Source organism: Roseateles sp. GW821-FHT09B06 (genome assembly GCF_059418245.1).
The window spans coordinates 86,704-110,963 of record NZ_JBWKPM010000010.1 but is presented as its reverse complement, the minus strand read 5'-3'; the positions used below and the strand labels follow the sequence as shown (position 1 = coordinate 110,963).

The 24,260-nt window shown below is 70.0% G+C and carries 24 protein-coding genes and 1 pseudogene; 13 read left to right on the top strand and 12 right to left on the bottom strand.

Going from position 1 to position 24,260, the window contains the following annotated elements; genetic code table 11:
* The first annotated feature begins 372 nt into the window (after positions 1 to 372).
* The 3 genes from AC07OQ_RS11390 (at position 373) to AC07OQ_RS11380 (ending at position 2,885) form a co-directional block, all read left to right on the top strand.
* A complete protein-coding gene (locus tag AC07OQ_RS11390) occupies positions 373 to 927 on the top strand; it encodes a TetR/AcrR family transcriptional regulator (RefSeq protein WP_495053237.1) in 555 nt (184 codons plus the stop codon).
* 81 nt (positions 928 to 1,008) lie between these two features.
* Positions 1,009 to 1,647, top strand: a complete 639-nt coding sequence (locus AC07OQ_RS11385) for a hypothetical protein (protein ID WP_495053236.1) — start codon at positions 1,009 to 1,011, stop codon at positions 1,645 to 1,647.
* The gene (locus AC07OQ_RS11380; RefSeq protein WP_495053235.1) at positions 1,644 to 2,885 is read left to right on the top strand and encodes a hypothetical protein; all 1,242 of its coding nucleotides are present in this window, start codon (positions 1,644 to 1,646) and stop codon (positions 2,883 to 2,885) included. The genes AC07OQ_RS11385 and AC07OQ_RS11380 overlap by 4 nt, the downstream gene beginning before the upstream one ends.
* Here AC07OQ_RS11380 and AC07OQ_RS11375 read toward each other — a convergent pair.
* Positions 2,882 to 4,747 (bottom strand): sigma-54-dependent Fis family transcriptional regulator, encoded by a 1,866-nt coding sequence (locus AC07OQ_RS11375; RefSeq protein ID WP_495053234.1) that lies wholly within the window; start codon positions 4,745 to 4,747, stop codon positions 2,882 to 2,884. The two genes, AC07OQ_RS11380 and AC07OQ_RS11375, sit on opposite strands and share 4 nt — an antisense overlap.
* Positions 4,748 to 5,020: 273 nt before the next feature.
* On the opposite strand from AC07OQ_RS11375, the gene AC07OQ_RS11370 reads away from it, so the two are divergent.
* From AC07OQ_RS11370 to AC07OQ_RS11360, 3 genes are read left to right on the top strand one after another with little or no spacing between them, the layout of a single operon-like run.
* Positions 5,021 to 6,274: a PQQ-dependent sugar dehydrogenase gene (locus AC07OQ_RS11370; RefSeq protein ID WP_495053233.1), complete on the top strand. Its 1,254-nt coding sequence runs from the start codon at positions 5,021 to 5,023 to the stop codon at positions 6,272 to 6,274.
* Positions 6,275 to 6,326: 52 nt separating this feature from the next.
* Positions 6,327 to 6,644: a c-type cytochrome gene (locus AC07OQ_RS11365; RefSeq protein ID WP_495053232.1), complete on the top strand. Its 318-nt coding sequence runs from the start codon at positions 6,327 to 6,329 to the stop codon at positions 6,642 to 6,644.
* Positions 6,625 to 8,790 (top strand): TonB-dependent receptor family protein, encoded by a 2,166-nt coding sequence (locus AC07OQ_RS11360; RefSeq protein WP_495053231.1) that lies wholly within the window; start codon positions 6,625 to 6,627, stop codon positions 8,788 to 8,790. Before AC07OQ_RS11365 ends, AC07OQ_RS11360 begins: the two co-directional genes overlap by 20 nt.
* A gap of 141 nt (positions 8,791 to 8,931) precedes the next feature.
* Here the strand turns inward: AC07OQ_RS11360 and AC07OQ_RS11355 are convergent, their stop codons facing one another.
* The 5 genes and pseudogenes from AC07OQ_RS11355 to AC07OQ_RS11335 form a co-directional block, all read right to left on the bottom strand.
* The gene (locus AC07OQ_RS11355; RefSeq protein WP_495053230.1) at positions 8,932 to 9,642 is read right to left on the bottom strand and encodes an aquaporin; all 711 of its coding nucleotides are present in this window, start codon (positions 9,640 to 9,642) and stop codon (positions 8,932 to 8,934) included.
* 2 nt (positions 9,643 to 9,644) lie between these two features.
* The gene (locus AC07OQ_RS11350) at positions 9,645 to 10,199 is read right to left on the bottom strand and encodes an arsenate reductase ArsC (RefSeq protein WP_495053283.1); all 555 of its coding nucleotides are present in this window, start codon (positions 10,197 to 10,199) and stop codon (positions 9,645 to 9,647) included.
* Positions 10,194 to 10,679 (bottom strand): annotated as a pseudogene (locus AC07OQ_RS11345) (arsenate reductase ArsC); the annotation flags it as partial. The gene AC07OQ_RS11350 and the pseudogene AC07OQ_RS11345, both read right to left, overlap by 6 nt.
* Before the next feature lie 9 nt (positions 10,680 to 10,688).
* Complete coding sequence (locus AC07OQ_RS11340; RefSeq protein WP_495053229.1) at positions 10,689 to 11,192, bottom strand: ArsI/CadI family heavy metal resistance metalloenzyme; 504 nt, start codon at positions 11,190 to 11,192, stop codon at positions 10,689 to 10,691.
* A 45-nt stretch (positions 11,193 to 11,237) separates the two neighbouring features.
* Positions 11,238 to 11,564 carry an ArsR/SmtB family transcription factor gene (locus AC07OQ_RS11335; RefSeq protein WP_495053228.1) on the bottom strand — a complete coding sequence of 109 codons (327 nt, stop codon included), beginning with the start codon at positions 11,562 to 11,564 and terminating at the stop codon, positions 11,238 to 11,240.
* Positions 11,565 to 11,891: 327 nt separating this feature from the next.
* Here AC07OQ_RS11335 and AC07OQ_RS11330 point away from each other — a divergent pair, with 327 nt between their 5' ends.
* The gene (locus AC07OQ_RS11330; RefSeq protein ID WP_495053227.1) at positions 11,892 to 12,851 is read left to right on the top strand and encodes an alpha/beta fold hydrolase; all 960 of its coding nucleotides are present in this window, start codon (positions 11,892 to 11,894) and stop codon (positions 12,849 to 12,851) included.
* A gap of 51 nt (positions 12,852 to 12,902) precedes the next feature.
* On the opposite strand, the gene AC07OQ_RS11325 is transcribed toward AC07OQ_RS11330, so the two are convergent.
* Both AC07OQ_RS11325 and AC07OQ_RS11320 read right to left on the bottom strand, forming a co-directional pair.
* The gene (locus tag AC07OQ_RS11325) at positions 12,903 to 14,030 is read right to left on the bottom strand and encodes a VanZ family protein (RefSeq protein WP_495053226.1); all 1,128 of its coding nucleotides are present in this window, start codon (positions 14,028 to 14,030) and stop codon (positions 12,903 to 12,905) included.
* A gap of 2 nt (positions 14,031 to 14,032) precedes the next feature.
* Positions 14,033 to 14,455 carry a CopD family protein gene (locus AC07OQ_RS11320; protein ID WP_495053225.1) on the bottom strand — a complete coding sequence of 141 codons (423 nt, stop codon included), beginning with the start codon at positions 14,453 to 14,455 and terminating at the stop codon, positions 14,033 to 14,035.
* Positions 14,456 to 14,775: 320 nt separating this feature from the next.
* Here AC07OQ_RS11320 and hemB point away from each other — a divergent pair, with 320 nt between their 5' ends.
* Together hemB and AC07OQ_RS11310 are read left to right on the top strand one after the other, a co-directional pair.
* Positions 14,776 to 15,804 carry a porphobilinogen synthase gene (hemB, locus tag AC07OQ_RS11315; RefSeq protein ID WP_495053224.1) on the top strand — a complete coding sequence of 343 codons (1,029 nt, stop codon included), beginning with the start codon at positions 14,776 to 14,778 and terminating at the stop codon, positions 15,802 to 15,804.
* Positions 15,804 to 16,904 (top strand): magnesium transporter CorA family protein, encoded by a 1,101-nt coding sequence (locus AC07OQ_RS11310; protein WP_495053223.1) that lies wholly within the window; start codon positions 15,804 to 15,806, stop codon positions 16,902 to 16,904. The genes hemB and AC07OQ_RS11310 overlap by 1 nt, the downstream gene beginning before the upstream one ends.
* Before the next feature lie 178 nt (positions 16,905 to 17,082).
* Here the strand turns inward: AC07OQ_RS11310 and ybeY are convergent, their stop codons facing one another.
* Complete coding sequence (ybeY, locus tag AC07OQ_RS11305; RefSeq protein ID WP_495053222.1) at positions 17,083 to 17,532, bottom strand: rRNA maturation RNase YbeY; 450 nt, start codon at positions 17,530 to 17,532, stop codon at positions 17,083 to 17,085.
* Positions 17,529 to 18,521, bottom strand: a complete 993-nt coding sequence (locus AC07OQ_RS11300) for a PhoH family protein (RefSeq protein WP_495053221.1) — start codon at positions 18,519 to 18,521, stop codon at positions 17,529 to 17,531. The genes ybeY and AC07OQ_RS11300 overlap by 4 nt, the downstream gene beginning before the upstream one ends.
* Positions 18,522 to 18,642: 121 nt before the next feature.
* Between AC07OQ_RS11300 and AC07OQ_RS11295 the strand changes: the two genes are divergently transcribed.
* From AC07OQ_RS11295 to ruvB, 4 genes are all read left to right on the top strand, one after another.
* A complete protein-coding gene (locus AC07OQ_RS11295) occupies positions 18,643 to 19,908 on the top strand; it encodes a sensor histidine kinase (protein ID WP_495053220.1) in 1,266 nt (421 codons plus the stop codon).
* A gap of 83 nt (positions 19,909 to 19,991) precedes the next feature.
* Positions 19,992 to 20,645, top strand: coding sequence for a response regulator (locus AC07OQ_RS11290; protein ID WP_495053219.1), 654 nt, complete (start codon positions 19,992 to 19,994; stop codon positions 20,643 to 20,645).
* Positions 20,646 to 20,785: 140 nt separating this feature from the next.
* Entirely contained in the window at positions 20,786 to 21,355 is a 570-nt protein-coding gene (gene ruvA, locus AC07OQ_RS11285) for a Holliday junction branch migration protein RuvA (RefSeq protein ID WP_495053218.1), read from the top strand.
* Positions 21,352 to 22,422 carry a Holliday junction branch migration DNA helicase RuvB gene (ruvB, locus tag AC07OQ_RS11280; RefSeq protein WP_495053217.1) on the top strand — a complete coding sequence of 357 codons (1,071 nt, stop codon included), beginning with the start codon at positions 21,352 to 21,354 and terminating at the stop codon, positions 22,420 to 22,422. Before ruvA ends, ruvB begins: the two co-directional genes overlap by 4 nt.
* Positions 22,423 to 22,513: 91 nt before the next feature.
* On the opposite strand, the gene AC07OQ_RS11275 is transcribed toward ruvB, so the two are convergent.
* Entirely contained in the window at positions 22,514 to 23,440 is a 927-nt protein-coding gene (locus AC07OQ_RS11275; RefSeq protein WP_495053216.1) for a porin, read from the bottom strand.
* A 173-nt stretch (positions 23,441 to 23,613) separates the two neighbouring features.
* Positions 23,614 to 24,255, bottom strand: a complete 642-nt coding sequence (locus tag AC07OQ_RS11270; RefSeq protein WP_495053282.1) for a histidine phosphatase family protein — start codon at positions 24,253 to 24,255, stop codon at positions 23,614 to 23,616.
* Positions 24,256 to 24,260: the final 5 nt, after the last annotated feature.

Sequence of the window (24,260 nt, the reverse complement as noted above, 5' to 3'; positions counted from 1 at the left end):
CGCTGCCACACGGGGGCGCAAATCCCCAGTGAAGAGAACTGGAATGACGATGTCAGCGCGGCGCCGAGAGCCTCAGCCCACGCGTTCCGATGGGGTCAACAGCGGCCGCCCCGGGCCGGGCGCGGCGAAGCCCCCGAGCGCAGGAGTGGGTTAATGCGTCGACGCCGAACAAGAGGGTCAAGGCATGTCATGATTGAGGCCTCGGTCGTAATTTCGTAATGATCGATACGATAAGTGAAGGCAATGTAGCCGGCTTGCAAGTCGGCGTCAAGACATTTAATATCGATCATTATGAAAATAGCAGCACCCAAGGCTGGCAAGCCGCGCGGTCGCCCGCTGTCGTTTGACCGAGACAAGGCGCTTGAGAGTGCCATGCATGTGTTCTGGCAGCGCGGCTATGAGGCCGCCTCGATCGCCGAGCTGACCGCCGCGATGGGCGTCACCGCCCCCAGCCTCTACACCGCCTTCGGCGACAAGGAGCGTCTGTTCCTGGAGGCCATCGAGCGCTATGCGCTCGGTCCGGCGGCCGGCTATCCCCGCGCGCTGCAGGAAGAACCCACGGCGCATCGCGCCCTCCAGCGCTTTCTGGAAGAAGCCGCCGAGGAACTGACCCGCCCCTGCCATCCGCGCGGCTGCATGGTCGTGATGGCCGCCACCAACTGCTCCGAGGCCTCGGCCCATATCCAGGCCGCCCTGGCCAAGCGCCGCGCGGCCGGCGACGAGGCGCTGCGGGAGCGTATCGCGCAGGGCATCCGCGACGGCGAACTGCCGCCCGACACCGACACCGCCGCGCTGGCCGGCTTCTACATCACCGTCTACCAGGGCATGTCGATGCAGGCCAAGGACGGTGCCAGCCGCGAGGCCCTGCTGGCCACCGCCACCGCCGCGATGCGCGCCTGGCCGGTGGCAACAAAAGAAACCGCCTGAGCATGCCGGCGAAACGGCGCTGAAGCGTCGTCCGCCGACAGTCCCGCCAGCGCGCCGCCACGGCGCCCGGAAGGACCTCGCATGCACGCCGCACCCCGCCACCGCTGGCTCGCCACCCTGCTGGCCATGGCCGCCCTGGCCGCACTCTCGACCTGGGCCGGCGCGCCGCCGCGCGACGAGCCCCGGCTCATCACCCAGGCCCTGGCCGAGTCGAGCGGTTTCCCGCTGCGCCTGAGCCGGCCCGGCCGCTACCGCTTGGCCGAAGACCTGCGCGTACCGGCCGGACGGGCGGGCCTGGTGGTCGAGGCCGCCGGCGTGCAGCTGGACCTGAACGGCTTCAGCCTGCGCGGGCCGGTGCTGTGCAGCGTCGGGCCCGCGGGCACGGACTGCGACGCGGCACCGAACGCCGCGGCCATCGGCCTGCGCATCGCCGCCGCCGATGTCCGCGTTCACAACGGCCATGTGCGCGGCTTTGCAGGGCCCGGCCTGCAACTGCAGCGGCGCGCCACCGTCGATGATCTGCTGCTCAGCGACAACGCCGGGCCGGGCCTGCATGCCAACACCTCGCCGGCCCAGCCGGTGCTGCTGCGCCGCGTCCAGGCCCTGCGCAATGGCGGCGACGGCTTCTGGGTGCAGACCGGCCGCATCGAAGGCGGCGATGCGCGCCACAACCGCGGCCGCGACTATGCGCTGGGCGCACTGGCGGAGCGCCCGCTGTGAGCGGCACCCCGGCGCTGAAACCGGTCGCCGCGCTGGCCTGCGGCTTTCTGCTGCTGGCCGGCGCCGCCCTGCCCGGCTGGCGTTGGCTGCAGGGTCTGCGGACCGCCGCGCCGGAGCTGATCGTCTGCGGCCTGCTGCCCGCACTGGGCCTGCTGGCCGCGCTGTGGCCCGGCGACGCGCGCCGCGTCATGCTGCGCCTCTTCGGCTGCGTCCTGATGCTGCCGATCCTGCTGCTGATGTGGGGCAGTTCGCTGCAGCACGGCGCAGGCGCCGCGCCGCCGCCGCGCCTGTCCGAGCAGCGCCTGTTCGCCGGCGCGCTGGCCGGCCAGGAGCCGCCCGCGGCGGCGCTGCAGGGCAGCGGCATCCTGCTGATGCGCAGCGCCGCCTTTGCCGACGGCAGCGAGCTGCGCCTGCTGCGTTTCGAGCACGCCGAAGCCGCCGGCCGCTATCGCGAGCAGCTGGCCCTGGTCCTGCGCGAGCTGCCCGCTGCCACCCTGCAGCTCGTGCTGCATGGCGCCGATCTGCTGGAGCTGCGCGCCGCCACGCCGGCGCTGCTGCAGGCGCGCCTGCACGCGCTGGACCTGCCCGCGCCGCCCGCGCCAACCGGCGCCCGCGGGCCGGCGCCGTTCTGGCCCTTCGGCCTGGCCTACACGCTCGTCCATATCGCCTTCACCCTGGGCTTCCTGCTGTGGGCCGGCACGGTGACCACCTGTCTGGCGCCGGCGCCGGGCGCCGCGGCCGTCACGCCGGCCCTGCTGACCCAGCGGCTGCGCTCGCTGGCCGAGGCCGGCCTGCCCGTCGCGGTGAGCCCGCAGGGCGAGGGCGGCTGGCGCATCGAGCACCAGGGACTGGCCGCGGGCCGCGCCCATGCGGCGCTGCTGATGCTGGACGGCCGGCGGCGCCGCGTCCAGGTGCGCGAGCTGGTGACGGCCGACGCCGCCGCGCCCGAGGATGAGGACGAGGCCAGCCTGCGCGGCGGCCTCGCGGACGCGGCGCTCGACGCCAGCCGCCCGCGCGCCGGCCAGGTCTGGCAGAGGGTGGTGCAGACCACCATGATCGAGCCGACCCGCCTGGCCGCGCAGCGCCTCCTGCTGCGGGGCGGGCGCGTGGCGCTGGCGCCCGGCGCGCGCGACCGCTTCGACGGCGAGGGCATGGTGACCCTGCTGGCCGCGCTGGTCACCGAGAGCGGCTGGGCCTGGCAGCCGGTGTTCTGGTTCTCCAGGCCCCCGCGGTCCTAGCCGGGCCGCTGCCCGGCCTCGCGCAGATGCCGGTAGACCGTGGTGCGCGAGATGCCCAGCTGGCGCGAGGTGCGGCTGACGCTGCGGCCGCAGCGCTCGAACTCGCGCAGCACCAGCGCCGTGCTGCCGCGCTGCAGCGCCGAGCCGCCGGCGCCCGCGGCGGCGCTGGCGCCGGGCAGATGCAGCGCCACATCGGCCTCGGTCAAGACCTGGCCCCGCCGGCTCAGCAGCGCGCGCGTCAGCACCGCGCGCAGCTCGCGGAAATTGCCCGGCCAGCCATGGCGCGCCAGCCGCGCCATCGCCTCCTCCTCGATGCCGACCTGCGCATCCAGGCCCGCCAGCACGCCGCGCACCGCGCGCGCGAAGTCGCTGCGCGCGCGCAGCGGTGGCAGCGCGATCTTCACGGTATTGAGCCGGTACAGCAGGTCCTCGCGGAAGCGCCGTGCCGCCACCTCGGCCTCCAGGTCCACATGGCTGGCCGCCAGCAGCTGCACATCGACCTGGCGCGCCGCGGTGCCGCCGACCGGGCGCAGCAGCTGGTCGTCCAGGAAGCGCAGCAGCGCGGCCTGCAGATGCAGCGGCAGCTCGCCCACCTCGTCCAGCAGCAACGTGCCGCCGTCGGCGCCGGCGATCAGGCCCGGGCTGCCCTCGCGGCGCGCGCCGGTGAAGGCGCCGCCCACATAGCCGAACAGCTCGGCCTCGAACAGCTCGGCCGGCAGCGCGCCGCAATTGACCGCGACGAATTCGCCCGAACGCCCGCTGCGCTCATGGGCATGGCGCGCCAGCAGCTCCTTGCCGCAGCCGGTCTCGCCCTGGATCAGGACGGGCACTCTCAGCCCCACGGCGGCGCGCACCAGCCGGCAGGCCTCGGCCACCGCGGCGTCCTCGGCCAGCATGCCCGGCGCCGGCGCCGCCAGCCGGGACATGCCGGCGCGCGGCTGCGCCGGCGCGGGCCGCGTCAGCACGCGCGCCAGCAGCGAGCTGCCCAGCGCGTCGCGCAGCGGCACATCCTGCTGCCGATGCAGCCGCGCCAGCACATGCTCGAAGGGCTCGCCGAACAGCTCCTCGAAGCGCGTGACGCCGCGCCGCGCCTCCAGGCCCGCCAGCAGCACCGCGCCGCGCTGGTTCAGCGCCAGCAGCCGCCCCTGCCCATCGAAGGCCAGCAGCCCCGCGCCGAGCGTGGCCAGGAACTCGGCGCGCGGATGGATCGACAGGACCAGGTGCGCACGCATCTGCTGCATCAGCAGGCCGTTCTCGATCTGTGTGGCCGCCATCTTCACCAGGGCCAGCGTGTGCTGCTGGCGCGCGGCATAGTAGGACGAGGCATCGAGAACGCCGACCACCTCGCCCCGCGCGTCGTGCACCGGCGCGGCAGTGCAGGAGATCTCGCCCAGCTTCAGGAAGTAATGCTCCAGCCCGCTGACCGCCACCGGCGCGCCGGTGGCCAGGGCCGTGCCCAGGCCGTTGGTGCCGCACAGGGCCTCGCTCCAGCAGCTGCCGGCCAGGATGCCGGCATCGCCCTCGCTCATCGCAAAGCGGTTGTCCGCATAGAGGTCGAGGATCACGCCCTCGGGGTCGGCAAAGGCCAGCAGGAAATTGGAGCCGGCGATCTGCTGCGCCAGCGTCTCCAGCTCGCCCTGGGCCAGGCGCCGCACCAGGGCCGCGCGCTCGCGCCGGCGCGCCAGCTCGGCACCGTCCACCACCTGGCGCGCCGGCATGCCGTCCACCGCCAGGCCGGCGCGCGCGCAGCGGGCCCAGCTGTCGAGGATCCAGTCCGGCGGCATGCCCTCGGGCGGCAGGGCCGATCCGCGGGCCCGCAGGGCCCGGGCATGCGCCAGCCGACGCTCCTGGCTGTCGGCCATGGTTGTCACCATCATCCCCATCCGATGTCTCCTGCTCGGCCGGTCGCTGCTGGATGCACATCTGCCGGCTCTGGGGCCCACGCTAGCAGCGCCGGCGCGGCGCGGCAATTGCACAGAATCTGGACGCCTGCGCCGGTCTTGTGCCAATCCTGCACAGGCGCGGCGGTCGATCGAGGGGATGGACGGCCTGGTATGCCGCTTGCAACATGCTCCGCGCCGCGGGCCTGACACCGCGGCACGATCCCTGATCGATCACACAGGAGACGACACACCATGCCCATCAAGCTCACGGCGGCCGCCGCACTGGCCCTGCTCGCCACCACGGCCCTGGCCCAGCCCAATATCGACAAGCTCAAGCAGTTCAAGGTCGCCACCACCGACCTCAACATCCCGCAGGTGCCGCAGACCGGCCGCAATGCCGATGCGATCCGGGAGAACCTGAAGCGCATCAAGCTGCCGCCGGGCTTCAGGATCGAGCTCTACGCGGTGGTGCCGGACGCGCGTCACATGGCCGTCGCGCCCAGCACCAATATGCTGTTCGTCGGCACGCGCAAGACCACGGTCTGGGCCGTCACCGACCGCAACAGCGACGGCGTCGCGGACGAGGTGAAGAGCTTCGCGCCCTCCTTGAAGTTCAGCAATCCGAACGGCGTGTGCTGGACCAAGGACGGCTTCCTGATCGTGGCCGAGCACAACCGCGTCTTGAACTTCCCGGCCGCCGAGTTCTTCTACGAGGGCCCGGACGTGGCGGTGATCGAGGTCGTCGGCCAGGGCAAGCTGATCCCGCCCGAGGAGGAGAGCTTCAACCATGGCGCGCGGGTCTGCCGCATCGGGCCGGACGGCCTGCTCTACGTGTCGCTGGGCCAGCCCTTCAACGTGCCGCCGCGCGACAAGCTCAAGCTCTTCAACGAATGGGGCATCGGCGGCATGGTGCGCATGAACGCCTTCGACGGCAGCAAGCGCGAGGTCTATGCCACCGGCATCCGCAACTCGGTCGGCCATGACTTCAACCCCAAGGACGGCACGCTCTGGTTCACCGACAACCAGACCGACGGCATGGGCGACGACATCCCGAACGGCGAGATCAACCGCATCACCAAGGCCGGCCAGTTCTTCGGCTACCCCTGGCGCCAGGGCAAGACCCGCATCACCGAGCATGGCTACGACAGGGACCCGCTGCCCGCCAACATCACCGACCCGCAGGTCTACACGGTGGCCCATGCGGCCGATCTGGGCATGAGCTTCTACACCGGCAAGCAGTTCCCGGCCCGGTACCAGGGCGGCTTCTTCTCGGCCCAGCATGGCTCCTGGAACCGCACGAAGCCGGTCGGCGCCCAGGTGCTGTTCACCTCGCTGAAGGCCGACGGCACGGCCGACAAGACCGAGGTCTTCGCCGAGGGCTGGCTGGACGAGAACGGCATCTACCGCGGCCGCCCGGTCGATGTGGCGGTGATGAAGGACGGTTCGCTGCTGATCAGCGACGACTTCGCCGGTGCGCTCTACCGCGTCAGTTATTCTGCGCCCTGAGCGCGAACCGGGCCCGCCGAACGGCGGGCCCTTTTCTCGTCAACATCAGACCATGCGCCCCATCCTGTTTTCCTTGCTTCTCCTCGCCGCCCTGCCGAGCCTCGCGCAGGACCTCGCCGCCGGCCGCGCCAGGGCGCAGCAGGCCTGCGCCGTCTGCCACGGCCCCGTCGGGCTGGCCAGCGCGCCCGACGCGCCGCATCTGGCCGGCCAGAACGCGCTCTACCTGAGCACGCAGCTGAAGGCCTATCGCAGCGGCGCGCGCCGCCACGAGGTGATGGCCGTGATGGCCAGGCCGCTGTCCGACGCCGACATCGCCAATCTGGCCGCCTGGTATGCCTCGATCCGCATCGATGCGCACGCGCCCGACTGAGCTGGCGGTCTTGCTGCTGCTGGCCGGTGCCGGCGCGCAGGCCCAGACCACCACGCTGGAGCGCGTGGTGCTGGACCGCAGCGGCGCCGAGCAGCGCCTGTTCGACACGCCCTACGCGGCCAGCGTGGTGGATGCCGAACAGCTGCGCAACGCCGGCCCGATGGTCAACCTGAGCGAAAGCCTGCAGCGCCTGCCCGGCATCGTGGCGAACCAGCGCTACAACTACGCGCAGGACCTGCAGCTCAGCTCGCGCGGCTTCGGTGCGCGCGCCACCTTCGGCGTGCGCGGCCTGCGCCTGTACAGCGACGGCATCCCCGCCAGCGGCCCCGACGGCCAGGGTCAGGTCTCGCATTTCGACCTGGCCGGCGCGCAGCGCGTCGAGGTGCTGCGCGGCCCCTTCTCGGCGCTCTATGGCAACAGCTCGGGCGGCGCCATCCTGCTGCACAGCGCCGCGCCCACCGAGCGCCGCCTGCTGCTGGACAGCGACTTCGCCAGCAATGGCCAGCGCCAGTGGCGCCTGGGGCTGGAGCTGCCGGCCGGCGAAGCCCTGCCCTTCAGCCTGCGCGCCCAGCTCTCCAGCTTCGAGACCGACGGCTTCCGGCGCCAGAGCGCCAGCCGGCGCGACCTGGCCAACCTGCGCCTGGCCTGGGACGGCGCGCGGGACCGCGTCGTCCTGATCCTCAATGCGGTGGACCAGCCGGCCCAGGACCCGCTGGGCCTGACGCGCGCCCAGCTGACGGCCGACCCGCAGCAGACCACCGGCGTCGCGCTGCCGCAGGAGGAACCCGGCGAGCCGGATCGCTTCAACACCCGCAAGAGCACGCGCCAGCGCCAGCTCGGCGCCAGCTGGCGGCACCGCTTCGACGGCAGCGCCGGCCCGCTGCAGCAGCTGCTGCTCAGCACCCATGTCGGCCGGCGCGAGGTGCGGCAGTGGCAATCGATCCCGGTGGCCACCCAGGCCAATGTGCGCCAGCCCGGCGGCGTGATCGCCTTCGAGCGCGACTACTACGGCGTCGACGGCCGCCTGGTCTGGCTTTGGCCCCTGAGCGACGAGCGCCGCGCCCGCCTGGTGCTGGGCTTCGCGCTGGACGACAGCGACGAGGACCGGCGCGGCTACGAGAACTTCAGCGGCAGCGGCGCCGAGCAGCTCTTGGGCGTCACCGGCCGGCTGCGCCGCAACGAGCGCAACCGCCTGGGCGGGCGCGACGCCTATGCCCAGGCCGATGTGGATCTGGCAGCGAGCTGGCAGATGAGCCTGGGCCTGCGCAGCGGCGAGACCGAGTTCAAGGTGCGCGACCGCTACGTGGTGGGCGCCAACCCGGACGACTCCGGCAGCAAGCGCTACAGCTACACCAATCCCTTCGCCGCGCTGCAATGGCGCACCCTGCCCACGCTCAACACCTACCTGAGCCTGGGCCGCGGCTTCGAGTCGCCGACCCAGGGCGAGCTGGCCTACCGCAACGACGGCCAGGCCGGCTTCAACCAGGGCCTGCGCGCCCAGACCAGCCGCCAGGCCGAGCTGGGCGCCAAGTGGCGGCCGGGCCCGGACTTCGCGCTGGATGCCGCGCTGTTCCAGGCCGACAGCCGCAACGAGATCGCGGTGGCCAGCAACAGCGGCGGACGCGCCAGCTACCGCAATGTCGGCCGCACGCGGCGCGAGGGCGCCGAGCTGGAGGGCCGCTGGCAGCTGGCGCGCGACTGGCGCGGCCAGTTCGCGCTGAGCTGGCTGGACGCGCGCTACCGCGACGGCTTCAGCGTCTGCGCCGCCGCGCCCTGCAGCACGCCGACCCTGCTCGTCGCGCCGGGCCGGCGCATCGCCGGCACCATCTCGCGCGGCGCCTATGCCGAGCTGGCCTGGGCCGTGGCCGCCGGCACCGAGCTGGCGCTGGAGGGCCGCGGCCAGGGTCGCCAGCCGGTCAATGACATGAACAGCGATGCCGCGGCCGGCTACGGCCTCGTCAGCCTGCGCGCGCGCTGGCAGGCCCGGCTAGGCCCCGGCCGGCTGGAGCTGCTGGGCCGCATCGACAACCTCGCCGACCGCGACTACGTCAGCAGCGTGATCGTCAACGAGGGCAACGGCCGCTTCTTCGAGCCCGCGCCGGGGCGCAGCTGGCTGCTGTCGCTGCGGTGGAATCAGAACTGGTGATTGCGGCGCCGCATTGGCGCTCGCAGCGTCCGGGGTGATCGATCCTTGAGCGGCCCTTGAGCGGTGCTCGAGCGGCGCTTGAGCCGTCAGCGGTTCCTCGACACGGCGGCGGGGCGGCGGGAACGGCCCGCCGGCATCGCCTCAGACCTTCGGTGCCCTTGCGGATCGATGGTTCAGCGCCGCGCCTGGGCCGCGCTCCCGACGGTCCGGGCTCAGCATCCCGTCAAGGGCGAGCGCCACCGCGGCTCCCGCCAGTTGCGCGGCCACGAAAGCCATGACGCTGGCCGGGGCGATGCCGGCAAAGCTGTCGCTGAACATGCGGCCGAAGGCGGCCGCGGGATTGGCAAACGAGGTCGAGGCGGTGAACCAGTAGGCCGCGCCGATATAGGCGGCCACCATGGGGGCGGCCCGGCCGGCCGGCGCGCGCAGTATCACCAGCAGCAGGCCCGCGGTCGCCACGGCCTCCGCCAGCCATTGGCCCGTGCCGCCGCGGACCTTGGATGAGAGCTGGAACACGGACATCTCGAACATCGCGTGGGCCAGCCAGGCGCCCAGCATGGCTCCGATCAGCTGCACGGGCACATAGGCCAGCAGCATGCGGCCGGGCAATTCGCCGCGCCAAGCCATCACGGCACTGACCGCCGGATTGAAATGGGCGCCGCTGATCGGCCCGAACATCTCGATCAGGACATACAGGCCGCCGACCGTCGCCAGGGTGTTGGCCAGCAGCGCCAGGGCGATATTGCCCTGGGACAGGCGTTCGGCCATGATGCCCGAGCCGATCACGACGGTCAGCAGCAGGGCCGTGCCCAGGAGTTCGGCGAAGCAGCGCCGCGCTGCACCATGGACCATGCTCAACTCCGCCCGATGCGGTCGATGACCGCCTGGATCGAGGGTCTGGTGTCGGAGCGGGCCGCCATCGCCTGGAAGTTTTCCACTTCCACGAGTTCGAGAAGTTGCAGCATGCGATAGCCGAGCGCCTGCCGGGTCAGCTCGAAGGCACGCCGCCTGCCCTCGTCGCCGCCCTCGGCATTCGACGGGTCCGGATAGCCCCAATGGGTTTTCAGGGGCTGGGCGCCGCCGCCAAAGAACACCGGACAGGCTTCGGCCGCCGCGCTGTCGCAGACCGTGATGACCAGGTGGATGGGCGGGGCGCCGTCGTGGCTGAACTCGTCCCAGCTCTTGCTGCGCAAACCCGCTGTGTCGATGCCGGCGTTCTGCAGGGCCTCCAGCGCGAACGGGTTGATCCGGCCGCTGGGCTGGCTGCCGGCGCTGTAGGCTCGCACGCTGCGCCCGTGGCGGGCGGCCAGGTGGTTGAGCATGCCTTCGGCCAGCACGCTGCGCGCGGAGTTGTGGGTGCACAGAATCAGCACATGGGTCGCGTGCTGTCGAGCGTCTTGCCGGCCGATCCGCGCCACCTGCTGCTGCAGGGAAAGATGCGCCAGGGATTCGATGGGCAGGGCCAGCAGCAGTTCGACGCGCCGCTTGAGCGTCACAAACGCATCCCGGAATGCCTGGGCCTGCTGTTCGCCCTTGCCTTCGACGACCGCCGGATCGGGGATGCCCCAGTGGGCGCTTACCGGCTGTCCCGGCCAGACCGGGCAGACCTCACCCGCGGCGTCGTCGCAGACGGTGAACACGAAGTCGAACTTCGGCGCGTCCGGCCCGGCAAACAGGTTCCAGCTCTTGCTGGCAAGCCCCTGCGCCGGCACCCTCAGCTCGGCAAGCGTCTGCAGCGCCAGCGGGTTCACGGCCTCCTTGGGCTGGCTCCCGGCCGACCAGGCCCTGAAGCGCCCGCTGCCCAGATGGTTCATCAGCGCCTCGGCCATGATGGAGCGGGCCGAATTGCCGGTGCAGATGAACAGGACGTTGTAGGTCTTCTCGGTCATGGCGGGCTCTCAGCAGCAGGAGGAGGAGGACTTGATCGCGATCGCGACCGGCTTGCCTTGGGGGGCCCGCGGCGCACAGCAGGCCGCGGCCTGCGCGGGCGCCGCTGCCGCCACTGCCGCCGTTGCCTCCACATGGCGCTCGCCGAAGACGGGGATGCTGTCCAGCGTGCGGTAATGCTCCCAGGCGATGCCCTGGGGGTCGGTCACCCAATGTTTCTCGCTGCGCGCATAGCAGCAGCTGGTTTCGCCCTCGTCGAGCAGGGCCGTGTCGGCCGCCTCGGCGCGCGCCTTCAGCTCGGCCAGCTCCTGCTCGGTCTCGGCCTGGAAGCCCAGGTGATCGACGCCCGGCGCGCCGCCGCGGCTCGAGATCGCGAAGTTCAGCCGCGGGTCCTCGAGCATCCATTTGGCGTAGTCGCTCTCGACCCGGGTCGGCGGCGCGCCGAACATCTTCGAGTAGAAGGCAATGCTGGCCTGCAGATCCTCGACATGGGCATGGACGTGGAATCGCTTCATGGCTCGCTCCTTGGGAGGGTCGGTGGAGGGTCGGTGGAACTGGGCTTAACAAGCGCAAGCGGCAGCGCTGCGGGGCACCGCACAGTCCGCGCCCTGGCAGCAGTTCTCGGTGAGGAAGCCGACGACGGCGTTCATCTGGGCGTAGGCGGCGCGGTAGACCAGGTTCCGGCTGGCGCGCTCCGTGGTCACCAAGCCCGCATTCGCCAGCTCCTTGAGATGAAAGGACAGGGTGGTGCCGGGAATGCCCAGCCCCTCCTGCATGACACCAGGCGTCAGCCCATCGGGACCCGAAACCACAAGCGCTCGAAACACCTGCAGGCGGACGGGATGCGCGAGCGCGCCCAATGCGGCAATGACCTGATCCTGGTTCATTGATTCACTCTACCAGAAAAATGGAAACATAGAAGATTCCCGACACCGCAGGGTCTCGGATGGCCGCGGGCCGCCCCGGCGGGAGCGCGCAGGCGTCACGGACCGCCGACGCCGCATGCGGCGGCCCGAAACAGGGCCTGAACCGGCGCCCGCAACCGCCCCGAAGAGATCGCCCGCCCACCGCCACCCGGCATGGAGCGCGCTGGGCTGAGTCCGACCCTGCCCATATGGGCGAGGCGCGCCCCGCTCCTTCGGCGGCTTATCGCCGCCGCCGTCCCGGCCTACGCTGCCGGCACGAGTCTCCCGTGCAATCAGAAAGGAAGTTCCATGTCCCCTCACGACGAAGTCAGCCCGGCCCGCCGCGGCCTGCTGGTCGGCGGCGCCGCTGCCGGCCTGGGCCTGATGGCAGCCAATCCGGCCGCCGAGGCCGCCACTCCCACCACCCAAGGAAGGAAGAACATGAGCAGCTACATCACCACCAAGGACGGCACGCAGATCTACTACAAGGACTGGGGCTCCGGCCAGCCCGTGGTCTTCAGCCATGGCTGGCCGCTCTCCAGCGACAGCTGGGAATCGCAGATGCTGTTCCTGGCCGAGCGCGGCTATCGCGTGATCGCGCATGACCGCCGCGGCCACGGCCGTTCCAGCCAGCCCTGGGGCGGGCATGAGATGAACACCTATGCCGACGACCTGGCGACGCTGATGGACCAGCTGGACATCAAGGGCGCCGCGATGTTCGGCTTCTCCACCGGCGGCGGCGAGGTGGCCCGCTACATCGGCCGCCACGGCAGCAAGCGCGTCGCCAAGGCCGGCCTGATCTCGGCCGTGCCGCCGCTGATGCTGAAGACCGCGGCCAACCCCGGCGGCCTGCCGCTCGAGGTGTTCGACGGCATCCGCGCCGGTGAGCGCGCCAACCGTGCCCAGCTCTACAAGGACATCGCCTCCGGTCCCTTCTTCGGCTACAACCGCCCCGGCGCCAAGCCCTCGCAGGGCATCATCGACTCGTTCTGGATGCAGGGCATGATGGGCGGCCACAAGGCCACCTACGACTGCATCAAGGCCTTCTCGGAAACCGACTTCACCGAGGACCTGAAGAAGTTCGACATCCCCACGCTGATCCTGCATGGCGACGACGACCAGATCGTGCCGATCGGCGCCGCCGCGCTGGCCTCGGCCAAGCTGGTGAAGAACGCCAAGCTGGTGATCTATCCCGGCGCGCCGCACGGCCTTGCCGACACCCACAAGGACAAGCTCAACGAGGACCTGCTGGCCTTCCTGAAGTCCTGAGCGCAAGGCACCCCGGGCGGCACGCGGCGCCGCCCTTTTTCCTGCTCCGGCTCAGCGCTCCGGCCGGGCCGTCAGCAGCGTCAGCAGCCAGCCCAGCACCGCAAAGGGCCAGAGCCAGCCCACCCACTGGGCCAGGCCGTAAAAGCTGATGAACCGCCCCAGCTCCCAGGTCTGCAGGCGCTGCGCCATATAGGGATCGGACGGCGCCTCGCTGACCAGCGCGATCAGCGCGCACAGCACCAGCAGGCCCCAGGCCGCGCAGGTGCGGCGAGAAAAGGCGCACATGATGCAGGCCAGGCCCAGGCCCAGCGCCAGCCCCGGCCAGCTGCTCAGCGTCAGCCAGGCCCAGGCATGCTGGGGCCCGAAGTTCAGCGCGGTCGACAGGGTGGTGCCGAGAATCCCCAGCGCCGCGGCGCCGAACACCAGGGCCAGGCGCTGCCAGCCCGGCCGCGCCACCGACAGGACCAGCAGACAGGGCGCCATCAGGCCCAGCGCGATCGCGATGCCCTCCAGCCCAGGCGGCAGCGGGGCCGCCAGCATCTGCGGCCCCGGCTCCCATTGCAGGTCCCAGGGCGTGTCCTCCAGCAGGCTGGCGGCCAGCTCGCGCAGGCGCGGCAGCACCTGGCCCAGCCCCAGCGGCACCGGGGCCGGTGCCAGCAGGCCCACCGGCCACAGCGCCAGCAGCGCCAGCGCGCCGGCGCTGTGCGGCACGAACCAATGCTCGCGCCGCGCCTGCCAGCGCGTCAAGCCGCCGACCAGGTGCAGCACCAGGCCCAGCAGCACGCCCAGGGCCGCGCCGCCCGCGTTGATCCACCAGTCGACCAGCGAGGGCACGCGCCGCGGCAGAAAGTACTGCAGGCTCTCCATCACGAAGGACAGCAGCGGCGGCAGCGTCATACCCAGCAGCAGGGCCGCGATCAGGCCGCGGCCGCTGCGCACCGCAGCCGCAAACACCAGCAGCCCGAGCGGCAGATAGCCGAGCAGATTGGCCTGCACGTCGAGGCCGCCCCAGTACTTGGGCCAGGGCAGGCCCAGCAGGTCGCGCCCCGCCATGCCCGGCGGCCAGGCCCAGGGGCCGAAGGGATAGAGACTGGCGTAGACCACCAGGCCCGCATAGGCCAGGGCCAGCAGGGTGGCCGAGCTGCGCCGGCGCGGCAGGGTGGGAGGCAGCCACCCCATGCTCAGAAGGGCTTGACCACCACCAGGATCACGATGGCCGCGAAGATCAGCACCGACATCTCGTTGAACACACGGAACCAGCGATGGCTGCGCTTGTTGGCCATCTGCTCGAAGCGGCGCAGGTGCGCACGGCACATGTGGTGGTAGCCGATGGCCAGCACCACCAGGGCCAGCTTGGCATGCAGCCAGCCGCGGTTGAAGCCCTGGAAGTTCGCCATCCACAGCCACAGGCCCAGCAGCAGCGCGGGGATCATCAGGATGCTCATGAAGCGGTAGAGCTTGTGCCCCATCAGCAGCAGGCGCTCGCGCTCGGCATGGCTGTCGGCGGGCACCATCGCCAGGTTGACGAAGATGCGCGGCATGTAGAACAGGCCGGCGAACCAGGCGGCCACGAAGACGATGTGAAAGGCTTTGATCCAGAGCATCGGGGCATTATGCGGCCCCGCCCCGCGGCGGCCGGTTGCACCATGTGTCGACCTCGGCCCGATGCCGATCGAGCTCATGCCGCTGCCCGCCAGCAGGGCATAAAAAAACCCCGGCATGGAGCCGGGGTTGGAAAGCCTTTTCGCTGTCATCACGTCAAGGCTCCTGCTCAGGGAGGAAAAGCAGGGGACGACCACCTTGCGGCTATCATCCGGGGACAAGTTTACCAGAGGGCTCGCGGCCGCGTCTCTACGGGATGATGCGTAGACTGGGCAGATTGCACGATCGCCCGCCCGCACCCCCTCATTCACGGAGTCCCGCCTTGTCGTCCCGCGCCTCTCGCCCAGCCGCCCTGCCGGCCCCCTTCCCCGCCAGCCGCCCGCGCCGCCTGCGCCGCGACGCCTTCACCCGTGCATTGGTGCGCGAGCATGCGCTCACGGCCCACGACCTGATCCTGCCGGTGTTCGTGCACGAGGGCGTGGACAAGGTCGAGGCCGTGCCCTCGATGCCGGGCGTGTCGCGCCTGAGCCTGGATCGACTGATCCCGGTCGCGGAGGAATGCGTCGCATTAGGCATTCCGGTGCTGGCGCTGTTCCCCGTGATAGCCCCGGCGCTGAAGACGCCCGACGGCCAGGAAGCCACCAACCCCGACGGCCTGGTGCCGCGCGTGGTGCGCGCGCTGAAGGAGCGGGTGCCGCAGTTGGGCATCCTGACCGACGTGGCGCTGGACCCCTTCACCAGCCATGGCCAGGACGGCGTGCTGGACGACCAGGGCTACATCATCAACGATCGCACGGTCGAGATCCTGGCCCGCCAGGCCCTGGTGCAGGCGCAGGCCGGCGTCGACATCGTCGCGCCCAGCGACATGATGGACGGCCGCATCGGCGCGATCCGCAACGCGCTGGAGGAGGCCGGCCACATTCACACCCGCATCATGGCCTACAGCGCCAAGTACGCCAGCGCCTTCTACGGCCCCTTCCGCGACGCGGTGGGCTCGCGGGCCAATCTGGGCAAGGCCGACAAGAAGACCTATCAGATGGACCCGGGCAACAGCGACGAGGCGCTGCGCGAGGTCGGGCTGGACCTGGCCGAGGGCGCCGACATGGTGATGGTCAAGCCCGGCATGCCGTATCTGGACATCGTGCGCCGCGTCAAGGACGAGTTCCGCGTGCCCACCTTCGCCTACCAGGTGAGCGGCGAGTACGCGATGCTGAAGGCAGCGGCCGCCAACGGCTGGCTGGACCATGACGCGGTGATGATGGAAGCGCTGCTGGCCTTCAAGCGCGCCGGCGCCGACGGCGTGCTGAGCTACTTCGCGCTGGAAGCCGCGCGCCTGCTCAAGAAGGGCTGATGCGCATCTTCCACATCCAGGGCGAGCGCTTCAGCGAGCTGCAGGCCCTGCCGGAACGGCTGCCCGAGCAGGGTTTCATCTGGGTCGGCTATGGCCGCCGCGAGTTCGAAACCCAGGCGGCCGCCGTGCAGACGGCACTGCAGGCCTGGACCGGCGGCCAGCTGGTGGACCTGCATGTGTCCGACCTGCTGAACAACCAGCTGCCCTCGCATTACGACTACACCTCCTGGTACGACGTGCTGGTGTTCCGCCGCCTGGCGGCCCTGCCCGGCAGCGAGCAGCTGTTCCTGGATGAGAGTCACGGCACCCTGGCGTCGGCACAGCATGCGCTGAAGGCCATCGACACCAGCCCGGTGGGCTTCGCGGTGTTCGACCGCGTGCTGCTGAGCGTGCATCCGACCGACTGCCTGGTGCGCGACTACTTCGCCGACCGGCTCGGCAAGCTGGCCCAGGGCGCGGCCGACTTCCGCGGCAGCGCGCGCCTGCCCACCAGCCCGGCCGAGCTGATGCTGCGCATGGTGAATCACATGGTGGACAGCTATCTGGAGCTGCGCCGCCTGCTGAGCCGGCATCTGGCCACCCTGCAGCAGGCGCTGCTGGAACCGCACAGCCGCTTCACCGAATGGTCGGTGCTGATGGACTCGCGCAACGCGCTGCACTGGCTGGAGGACACCTGCGAGGACCAGCGCAGCGCGATCCAGGAATGGATCGACGCGCTGGACGATCTGCCGGCCACCGACAACGCGCCGCAGCAGCGCGAGCGCGAACTGCTGCGGGTGCGCTCGCGCGACGTGCTGGAGCATGTGGAGCGTGTGCTGACCCATGTGCGGCGACTCGAGTCCTCGGCCGAGTCGGCGGTGCAGATGCATTTCTCGGCGCTGGGCCACCGCACCAACAGCATCATGCGCACGCTGACCGTGCTGACCGCGATCTTCCTGCCGCTGAACCTGATCACCGGCATCTTCGGCATGAACTTCGATGCGCTGCCGCTGATCCACAGCGCCCGCGGCTTCTGGATCGCCTCGGCCCTGATGGCCCTGGTCGGCGTCGGGCTGGGCGCCTTCTTCTGGCGCAAGCGCTATCTGGGCACACAGCGCTGAGGGATGGCCCCCCCCTACGCGCTGACGCGCGCCCTCAAGGGGGCCGAGGCCGGACACAAACAGTCCTGAGGACTGTTTGTGCCTGCCGAGGGCCATGGCCTTTGGCCTTGGCGAGTCCGCAGGACCGGCCAAGCCGGATCCTCGGACTCCGCTGGATCAACGGCCTTGCCCTTATTGATCAGTCGCGGCCGGCGTAGGGATCCGAGAAGCCAAGCCCCTGCATGATCTCGCTCTCGCGCGCTTCCATGCATTCGGCCTCGTCGTCTGCTTCGTGGTCGTAGCCCTGCGCGTGCAGGGTGCCGTGCACCAGCATGTGGGCGTAATGGTCGACGATGCCGATGCCCATCTCCTTCGCCTCGCGCTCCACCACCGCGGCGCAGATCACTAGGTCGGCGCCGACCACCGGCTCATGGCTGTAGTCGAAGGTCAGCACATTGGTGGCGTAGTCCTTGGCGCGGAATTCCTTGTTCAGCCGCCGGCCCTCGTCGGCGTCGACGATGCGTACCGCGATCTCGCCGGGCAGCTCCAGCGCGGCGCGGATCCAGCGCGCCACCTTGTGGCGCGGCAGCAGGGCCTTGTGGCGCGGGTCGGCGAACTGCAACGACAGGCTCAGCTCCGGTCGGCTCATCGCGTCGCCTCCTTCTTCTTGCTCTGCTTTTCATAGGCATCGACGATGCGCGCCACCAGCGGGTGCCTCACCACGTCCGCGGACGTGAAACGCGTCATCGCGATGCCCTTGACCCGGGCCAGCACATGCTCGGCATCCACCAGGCCGCTCGGCATGCCCTTGGGCAGGTCGATCTGGCTGGTGTCGCCCGTCACCACGCATTTGCTGCCGAAGCCGATGCGGGTCAGGAACATCTTCATCTGCTCGGGCGTGGTGTTCTGCGCCTCGTCCAGGATCACGAAGGCATGGTTGAGCGTGCGGCCGCGCATGAAGGCCAGCGGCGCGATCTCCAGCAGGCCCTTCTCGAAGGCCTTGGTGACGCGGTCGAAGCCCATCAGGTCGTAGAGCGCGTCGTAGAGCGGGCGCAGATAGGGGTCGACCTTCTGCGTCAGGTCGCCGGGCAGGAAGCCCAGGCGTTCGCCGGCCTCGACGGCCGGGCGGGTCAGGATGATGCGCTGCACCGTCGAGCGCTCCAGCGCGTCGACCGCGCAGGCCACGGCCAGGAAGGTCTTGCCGGTGCCGGCCGGGCCGAGGCCGAAGGTGATGTCATGGCCCAGGATATGGCGCAGATACTCATGCTGCTTGGGCGTGCGGCCGGCCAGATCGGCGCGGCGGGTGCGCAGCACCACGGCATGGCCGGCGGCCGGCACGGCGCCGCCATCCTTGCCGGCGGGCTTTGCGGCCGCCCCCAGGTCGGCCAGCGCCTCGGCGATTGCGAGCTGCATGGTCTCCGGCGCGATGGCTCGCCGGGCGCGCTCGTACAGCGTGCTCAGCAAAACCTGACCCCGTTCGGCCGCCGCCTTCGGCCCCTCGATGCGGAACTGCTCCTGCCGGCGCGAGATGCGCAGCCCCAGAGCGGCCTCGATCTGGCGCAGGTGCTCATCCAGCATGCCGCACAGATGGGCCAGGCGGGTGTTGTCGACCGGGGTGAATTGATGGCGAAGAATCAAGGCGTGCTCGTGGATATCGTGGATAGGGCGGTGCGGGGGCCATTGTCGCCCGCCTTGGCCCGCCCGAACGGGGGTAGCCCGCGATGCGCCGGACGCGAGGCTTCCTGCACAATCGCGCCCCATGCAAAGCACCACAAACCTGCTGGCCCTGCTGCTGTGCGCCATGTTGCTGACGATGGCCCTGACCCTGAGTCTGTTGGCGCAGCGCCATGCGCGCGAGCGCCATCTGGGCTGGCTGGCCGCGGCCATGGGGCTGTGGGTGCTGCGCGGCGTGCTGCGTTGGCCGGAGTTGCCGGCGCTGAGCCCACGGCTGCACGAGCCGCTGGCGCTGGCCCTGCTGCCCTGGATCGCGCTGGCGCTGATCCAGTACCTGCTGCGCAGCACCGGCTGGCGGCGCGCCTGGCTGAACTGGGCCCTGCCGCTGCAGGCGCTGGCCATGCCGCTGAGCCTCTGGCTGTTGCCCGAGCAGGCCCGGCCGCTGAGTCAGGCCTGGAGCATGCTGCTGGGCGTCGAGCTGCTGCTGGCGCTGGCCTGGTGCCTGCGCAACCCGGGCCTGATACTGGGCGATGCCCCGCCGCCGTCGCCGCTGCTGTGGCTGGGCATGGCCGTGCTGCTGGCGGAGCTGGGGCCCTGGCCGGTGGCCGCGCTGGCCGCGCCGCTGCTGCTGCTGGCCCTGGGCCTGCACCTGCTGCTGGGCATCGCCCGCGCGCGCGACGAGGCCGAGCGCCAGCAGCTGGAGCATGAGCAGCATGTCCAGGCCAAGGTGGCCGACATGGAGCGCAATTACAGCGAGATGGCCGAACAGAAGCTGGAGCAGGTGACCGAACGCGAGCGCAAGCGCATCGCCGCCGACCTGCACGACGACCTGGGCGCCAAGCTGCTGACCATCGTCCACACCAGCGAGTCCGACCGCATCTCGACCCTGGCGCGCGAGGCCCTGGAGGAGATGCGCCTGTCGGTGCGCGGCCTGACCGGCAAGCCGGTGCATCTGCTGGACGCCCTGGGGGATTGGCGCGCCGAGGTGGTCTCGCGGCTGGGCCAGGCCAATATCCTGGCCGAATGGAAGGCCCCGGCCGAGGATGTGGTCCACACGCTGCCCGCGCGCGCCTATGTGCAGACCACGCGGATCTTCCGCGAGGCGGTCAGCAACATCATCAAGCACAGCGGCGCCACCCATTGCACCGTCAGCTGCATCGTGATGGATGGCGATTTCATGGTCGTGATCCAGGACAATGGCCAGGGCATCACGGCCGAACTGGACGGTCGCCTCGACAAGGGCCATGGCATGGCCAGCATGAAATCCCGGGCCAAGCAGATGCATGGCCAATGCCTGGTGGAGTCCGGGCCGGGGTGGGGAACCGTGATACGCCTCACGATTCCGCTTTGAATGTCGGCCCGGCGCGCTGCAGAGATTGGCAAGCGCGCCGATACCAGATAACTTGACGCAGCGATGGCTGGCGAAGGAAGACCATGAACCACATCCTCTTGCTCGAAGACATTCCAGAAATCCGTGCCTGGCTCAAGGCGCTGGTGAAGCAGATCTTCGCCAATGCGCAGGTCACCGAATGCTCGCGCGTGCAGGATGCGCTGCAGCAGGTGCAGACCCAGCGCTTCACGCTGGCGCTGCTGGACCTCGGCCTGCCCGATGGCTCCGGCGTTGATGTGGTGACGGCCCTGCGCGAGCAACAGCCCGAGGTGCAGTCGGTGATCGTCACCATCCACGATGACGACGAGCACCTGTTCCCCGCCCTGCAGGCCGGCGCCTTCGGCTATCTGCTGAAGGAGCAGTCGCGCGAGCTGCTGGTCGAGCAACTGCAGCGCATCAGCCAGGGCGAGCCGCCGCTGTCGCCCTCGATCGCGCGCAAGGTGATCGCCTATTTCACGGCCCAGCGCCGCCCGCCGAGCGCGGCCCTGCTGCACGAGGTCTCGCTGACCGAGCGCGAGACCGAGGTCCTGCTGCGCGTGGCCAAGGGCTTCACGCTGCCGGAGATCGGCGTGCAGCTGGGCCTCTCGCGCCACACGATCGCCGACTATGTGAAGCAGATCTACCGCAAGCTGAACGTGTCCTCGCGCGCCGAGGCCGCGCTGGAAGCGCAGCGCCTGGGCCTGTTCGGACGCAACTGAGCCACCGTACTGCGGCCGAGCGCCGGGCCGCCCCAAGCCGGGCGCAGAGCAAGTCATTGACGGCTCGATGCCGGCCATGACTTGTCCCCCTGGAGGGCGGTTCGCGTACCCGCGGGCCGGGGGCACACGATAATCGCCGCATGATCGGCAGACTCACAGGCGTCATCGCGGAGAAATCGCCCCCGCAAGTCCTCATCGATGTGCAGGGCGTCGGCTACGAGGTCGACGTGCCGATGAGCACCTTCTTCAATCTGCCGGCGCTGGGCGAACGCGCCAGCCTGCTGACCCATCTGAGCATCCGCGAGGATGCCCATGTGCTGTTCGGCTTTCTCAGCGCCGAGGAACGCAGCACCTTCCGCCAGCTGATCAAGATCAGCGGCGTCGGCCCCAAGATGGCCCTGTCCCTGCTGTCCGGCCTGTCGGTCGGCGAACTGGCCCAGGCCGTCTCCAAGCAGGAGACCGGCCGGCTCGTGAAGGTGCCGGGCATCGGCAAGAAGACGGCCGAGCGCCTGCTGCTGGAGCTGAAGGGCAAGCTGGGGCCGGATCTTGCGCTGCCGGCCAGCGTGGCCAGCGACGCCCATGCCGACATCCTGCAGGCCCTGGTGGCGCTGGGCTATTCGGACAAGGAAGCGGCCGCCGCGCTCAAGTCTCTGCCCGCCGACATCGGCGTCAGCGAGGGCATCAAGCTCGCCATGAAGAAATTGTCATGAGCATCCAAACCGACAAGTTCGGCGACGATTTCACCCCGGCCCCGCAGCAGCGCCTGATCAGCGCCGCGCCCACCTCGCCCAACGAGGAGGCGATCGAGCGCGCGCTGCGGCCCAAGCTGCTGGACGAATATGTGGGCCAGGCCAAGGCCCGCGAGCAGCTGGAGATCTTCATCGGCGCGGCCCGCAAGCGCGCCGAGGCGCTGGACCATGTGCTGCTGTTCGGCCCGCCGGGCCTGGGCAAGACCACGCTCTCCCACATCATCGCGGCCGAGCTGGGCGTGAACCTGCGCCAGACCTCGGGGCCGGTGCTGGAAAAGCCCAAGGACCTGGCCGCGATCCTGACCAATCTCGAGAAGAACGATGTGCTCTTCATCGACGAGATCCACCGCCTCAGCCCGGTGGTCGAGGAAATCCTCTACCCGGCCCTGGAGGACTACCAGATCGACATCATGATCGGCGAAGGCCCGGCCGCGCGCTCGATCAAGCTGGACCTGCAGCCCTTCACCCTGGTCGGCGCCACCACGCGCGCCGGCATGCTGACCAACCCGCTGCGCGACCGTTTCGGCATCGTCGCCCGGCTGGAGTTCTACAGCGCCGCCGAGCTGCAGCGTATCGTCACCCGCTCGGCCGGGCTGCTGAATGCGCCGATCGATCCGGACGGCGCGCTGGAGGTGGCGCGACGCTCGCGCGGCACGCCCCGCATCGCCAACCGGCTGCTGCGCCGCGTGCGCGACTATGCCGACGTCAAGGGCGACGGCCGCATCAGCAAGGACATCGCCGACCTGGCCCTGGCGATGCTGGACGTCGACCCCCGGGGTTTCGACCTGATGGACCGCAAGCTGCTGGAAGCGGTGGTGCACCGCTTCGATGGCGGACCGGTGGGCCTGGACAATGTGGCCGCCGCGATCGGCGAGGAGAGCGGCACGATCGAGGACGTGATCGAGCCCTACCTGATCCAGCAGGGCTTTCTGCAGCGCACGCCGCGCGGTCGCATCGCCACCTTGGCCGCCTTCCGCCATCTGGGCGTGGCGCCGCCGAAGACCGCCGGCCAGCTGTTCGACGAATAGACGCGCCGCCGAGCGCCCATGAAAAAAGCGACCCGAGGGTCGCTTTTCCGTTTGGCGCAAGGGCCTTCGGCCCTTTTCCGGTCCCGCAGGATCAGAAGTTGTGGCGCAGGCCAGCGGCGATCGAGCTGAAGTCGGCGCTGTTCAGCTTGGCGTTGATGTCGGTGTAGTAAGCGTAGACCTTGGTGCGCTTGCTCAGGTTGTAGTTGTAGCCCAGCGTGAACTGGTGGGTCTTGCCGGCAGCGGCGAAGTCGCCACGGCCTTGGGTGGCACCGTAGTTCACGTGGAACTCCGAAGCGCCCAGGACGTACATGGCCGAAGCGCGGTACACGTTGCGGCTGTCGTTACCGTCGTCGGCACGCTGGTAGTAGGCGCCGAGGGTGAAGGCACCCAGCTCATACAGGCCGCGGATGGCGAACTGGTTGACGTCGCCATGCTTGCTGTAGCCGGCACCCAGGTGCAGCGGGCCGCCGACATAGTTGGCAGCCACGTCATACAGCTTCTCTTGGCCAGGATTGCCTTCGCCGGCCGACACCGAGGCGCTACCGCTGAAGCCGTTGTAGTTCGGGGTGAAGTAGCCGACCTTGTTGGTCGAACGGTAGGTCTTGAATGCGTACAGCGCGTCGCTCGAAGAGCCGGTGTCGTGGTTGTGCATGCTGATGTAGTCAGCAGTCGCGAAGTACGACTCGGGGGTGAAGTTACCCATGCGGACCGCGCCGAAAGCGCCGGCCAGTTGCACCCAGGCCTCGCGACCCCAGAAGGCGCTGCTGGTCTGGCGGCCGTCGTCGGAGTTCAGGCCGTGCTCGAGGTTGAACGAGGCCTTCAGACCGCCGCCCATATCTTCCGTGCCCTTGAAACCGATACGCGAGCTGTTGTTCGCCACAACCACCTTGCGATCGCCGTCGCCAACCTTCTGGCTCTCGACGGTCGTGTTCATACGGCCATACAGCGTCACCGAGCTTTGGGCGAATGCAGAGGCCGAAACGGCGGCCAGGGCAGCAACCAGGGCAATCTTTTTCATCGTTTACCTTTGAGAAGTTGAATGGAGGCCAGGCTCTGAGGCCTGCCCGGTCTTGTTCACTGATGTGGGCGCAGTATAGAAGTCCAAGGGTTTGACCGAAGGATGTTCGACGCTAATTCGCAACACTCCCATGCTATGAATTTCGGGGTGCCCAATGGCACTTCCCAGCCCGCTCAGGCCGCGCGCTCGTCGAGGCCGAGCCCTTCCAGATGCAGATCGTCGTTCCAGCCCGTCACCCGCAGGCCCGCCGGGGTGTAGAGCAGGCGGTTGATGGCGGCATTGCCCAGCACCCAGCTGCGCGGTGCCTGCAGGTCCAGGCGCTGACCGGCGCGGTAGAGACAATCCATCACTCCGCCATGGGCCACGATCACCAGGGTTTGTCCCGGGTGCGCGCGCGCCAGGCGCTCCACGGTACCCACGGCGCGCTGGTAGAAATCCTGCAGCCGCTCGCCGCCCTCGGCCCCGAAATCGGGCTCGCGCCGCCGCCAGCGCAGGGCCTGCTCCGGCCAGTTGGCCTCGATCTCACCCCAAGTCAGCCCCTCGAAGCGGCCGAAGCCGCGCTCGCGCAGCCCCGGCTCGGGCCGCACCGGCTGGTCCAGCACCGCGGCCACCGCCTGGGCGGTCTGCCAGGCACGCGATAGGTCGCTGGCATAGATGGCATCGATGCGCTCGCCGGCCAGGGCCCGGCCCAAGCGCTGGGCCTGGGCCAGGCCCAGCGCGTTCAAGGGAATGTCCAACTGCCCCTGGATCCGCGTCTCGCGGTTCCAGGCGGTTTCGCCGTGGCGGATCGCCAGCAGGGTGGTGACGCTGTCCAGCTCCA